We start from the raw sequence: 3,642 nt of genomic DNA, 5'->3' as shown, positions 1-3,642 counted from the left end.
ATAAAGGGATTAAGGGTAAAGCCGCATTTTCAACGACTTATCACACAATTTAATAATAATGCTGAAATATTTTGTGCAGATAATTATTTTTAACAACTGCACAAAAAATTTGTGCAGTTGAGTAACTGCACAAAATTTCTGCACAAAAATATTTGTGCAGAAATTATTTTTTTGAATCAAAAATTAAAAACTGCACAAATTGTAATTGTGCAGTTTTAATTTTTAATCAAAATTTTTCCGCAACTGCACAAATTTTTGTTGTGCAGTTTTACTTTATTATCGAAAGATCTCAGCAACTGCACAAATTATTTATGGCGCAGGAAGCCCGGCAAAATATATTGCCCGCTCCAAAATAACATTGTCGAAAACGAGCCCAATCTTCACCGTTTTTTTTCAGCCACTTTTGAGTTTCCTTCTGAGTAAGATCAGTTTGAATTTTATATTGTCGTAGATGAGGCCGGATAGCAAGGCAGCTGCGGCAAAAATTAAAGAGTACAGGGCCAGTTTTGAATATAAGATGCCGCCAACAATTCCGCCGATAAAAAAGAAACTGATGATGATCAACCGCAATTTTATGGAGGAAAGCAACCTGGTCTTTTGCTGATCTTCTTTGTAAAAAAACAACTGCGATAATTCGATACCCAGGTCGGTAAAAAGCCCGGTCAGGTGCGTTGTTCGCACACTTGCGTTGGAAATGGTTGTTACCAGTGAATTTTGCAAACCCATGGCAAAAAGTAAACTGAAGGCAATGGCATCGGGGCTGCTGAGCATGAGCCTGTGCCCCAAAAAGCCAACGGTTAATAAGATCAGGCATTCAATGGAAGCAGGCACTACATAAATATACTGGTCGCTTTTGCGGGAGATGATCTCTATGAGAAAGCTGGATACAAAAGAGCCCAGGAAAAAGAAAAAGATATAGAGGAAATAAATAAACCCCTGCCAGAAGTTGAGCTTGAAAACCTCGTCTACAAAAAAAGCAAAGTGCCCCGTTACGTTTGTCGTCAATCGTTGAACTGCAAAAAAACCGGCCACATTTACAATTCCGGCTACAAAAGATAATAAAGAAGCAATCCTCAGGTTATGTTTTAAAGTCCGGGTCTTACCTTGATGTCTGAACATTTTGTAATTTTTCTCTGGCCCTAAAGTTAAGCCACAAACGGCGAGGATGCTTCAATATTACCATGGGCTGCAATCCATGGCGACAAAAATTTTGCCGGGAAGACGGGAAGAAGGAGGGGTATTGCTGTTTCTCTACGAGCTTGAAAAATCAAAAGGATCTATTCGCACTCAATGAATCTTAAAAAAACCGGGAATAAAAACTTCACTTCCCCAAAGGCGTGGCCTCCCGGCCAGCCGCGAGTGCGACCTTAAAGGGGACCGGCTGGCGGGGACGCCACGCATGGGCGTTGTAATAGTTGGAAGGCGGCCAGCTAAAGTACAGGAATCGCACGACCCTGGAAGGGTCGAATTTACCTGGTCGCCATGGGTCGCAACCCATGGCGAAAAAAATTCAACCCCTTCGGGGTTGTGAGAAGACGGCTGATAATAATTTGCCGGGAAGACGGGAAGAAGGAGGGGTTATTGCTGCTTTTCGACGAGCTTGAAAAAAATCAAAAAGATCCATTCGCCGTTAATGAATCTTAAAAAAACAGAAATGAAAACTTCCTTTCCAGAAAGCCGCGGCGTGGCCTCCCGGCCTGCCGCGAGTGCGACTTTAAAGGGAACCGGCTGGTGGGGACGCCACGCATGGGAGCTAAAATTTTGCCGGGAAGACGGGAAGAAGGAGGGGGTATTGCTGTTTCTCTACGAGCTTGAAAAAATCAAAAGGATCTATTCGCCGTTAATGAATCTTTTAAAAACCGGAAATAAAAACTTCTCTACCCCAAAGCCGCGGCGTGGCCTCCCGGCCAGCCGCGAGTGCGACCTTAAAGGGGACCGGCTGGCGGGGACGCCACGCATGGGAGCTAAAATTTTGCCGGGAAGACGGGAAGAAGGAGGGGTTATTTTTGCTTCTCCACAAGCTTGAAAAAATCGGAAGGATCTATTCGCCGTTAATGAATCTTTTAAAAACCGGAAATAAAAACTTCTCTACCCCAAAGCCGCGGCGTGGCCTCCCGGCCTGCCGCGAGTGCGACTTTAAAGGGGACCGGCTGGCGGGGACGCCACGCATGGGAGCTAAAATTTTGCCGGGAAGACGGGAAGAAGGAGGGGGTATTGCTGTTTCTCTACGAGCTTGAAAAAATCAAAAGGATCTATTCGCCGTTAATGAATCTTTTAAAAACCGGAAATAAAAACTTCTCTACCCCAAAGCCGCGGCGTGGCCTCCCGGCCTGCCGCGAGTGCGACTTTAAAGGGGACCGGCTGGCGGGGACGCCACGCATGGGAGCTAAAATTTTGCCGGGAAGACGGGAAGAAGGAGGGGGTATTGCTGTTTCTCTACGAGCTTGAAAAAATCAAAAGGATCTATTCGCCGTTAATGAATCTTTTAAAAACCGGAAATAAAAACTTCTCTACCCCAAAGCCGCGGCGTGGCCTCCCGGCCTGCCGCGAGTGCGACTTTAAAGGGGACCGGCTGGCGGGGACGCCACGCATGGGAGCTAAAATTTTGCCGGGAAGACGGGAAGAAGGAGGGGGTATTGCTGTTTCTCTACGAGCTTGAAAAAATCAAAAGGATCTATTCGCCGTTAATGAATCTTTTAAAAACCGGAAATAAAAACTTCTCTACCCCAAAGCCGCGGCGTGGCCTCCCGGCCTGCCGCGAGTGCGACTTTAAAGGGGACCGGCTGGCGGGGACGCCACGCATGGGAGCTAAAATTTTGCCGGGAAGACGGGAAGAAGGAGGGGGTATTGCTGTTTCTCTACGAGCTTGAAAAAATCAAAAGGATCTATTCGCCGTTAATGAATCTTTTAAAAACCGGAAATAAAAACTTCTCTACCCCAAAGCCGCGGCGTGGCCTCCCGGCCTGCCGCGAGTGCGACTTTAAAGGGGACCGGCTGGCGGGGACGCCACGCATGGGAGCTAAAATTTTGCCGGGAAGACGGGAAGAAGGAGGGGGTATTGCTGTTTCTCTACGAGCTTGAAAAAATCAAAAGGATCTATTCGCCGTTAATGAATCTTTTAAAAACCGGAAATAAAAACTTCTCTACCCCAAAGCCGCGGCGTGGCCTCCCGGCCTGCCGCGAGTGCGACTTTAAAGGGGACCGGCTGGCGGGGACGCCACGCATGGGAGCTAAAATTTTGCCGGGAAGACGGGAAGAAGGAGGGGGTATTGCTGTTTCTCTACGAGCTTGAAAAAATCAAAAGGATCTATTCGCCGTTAATGAATCTTTTAAAAACCGGAAATAAAAACTTCTCTACCCCAAAGCCGCGGCGTGGCCTCCCGGCCTGCCGCGAGTGCGACTTTAAAGGGGACCGGCTGGCGGGGACGCCACGCATGGGAGCTAAAATTTTGCCGGGAAGACGGGAAGAAGGAGGGGGTATTGCTGTTTCTCTACGAGCTTGAAAAAATCAAAAGGATCTATTCGCCGTTAATGAATCTTTTAAAAACCGGAAATAAAAACTTCTCTACCCCAAAGCCGCGGCGTGGCCTCCCGGCCTGCCGCGAGTGCGACTTTAAAGGGGACCGGCTGGCGGGGACGCCA

The 3,642-nt window shown here is 47.6% G+C and carries 2 protein-coding genes; one reads left to right on the top strand and one right to left on the bottom strand.

What is annotated here, in order from left to right:
* Window positions 1-393 precede the first annotated feature (393 nt).
* Window positions 394-1,119 (bottom strand): YoaK family protein, encoded by a 726-nt coding sequence (locus EGI32_RS17515; protein ID WP_255154590.1) that lies wholly within the window; start codon window positions 1,117-1,119, stop codon window positions 394-396.
* 481 nt (window positions 1,120-1,600) lie between these two features.
* On the opposite strand from EGI32_RS17515, the gene EGI32_RS17510 reads away from it, so the two are divergent.
* Window positions 1,601-2,026 carry a hypothetical protein gene (locus EGI32_RS17510; protein ID WP_255156651.1) on the top strand — a complete coding sequence of 142 codons (426 nt, stop codon included), beginning with the start codon at window positions 1,601-1,603 and terminating at the stop codon, window positions 2,024-2,026.
* Window positions 2,027-3,642 lie beyond the last annotated feature (1,616 nt).

Source organism: Ferruginibacter sp. HRS2-29, assembly GCF_024343615.1.
Classification (GTDB): domain Bacteria; phylum Bacteroidota; class Bacteroidia; order Chitinophagales; family Chitinophagaceae; genus Ferruginibacter.
This window is presented reverse-complemented; position numbering and strand designations above follow the sequence as displayed.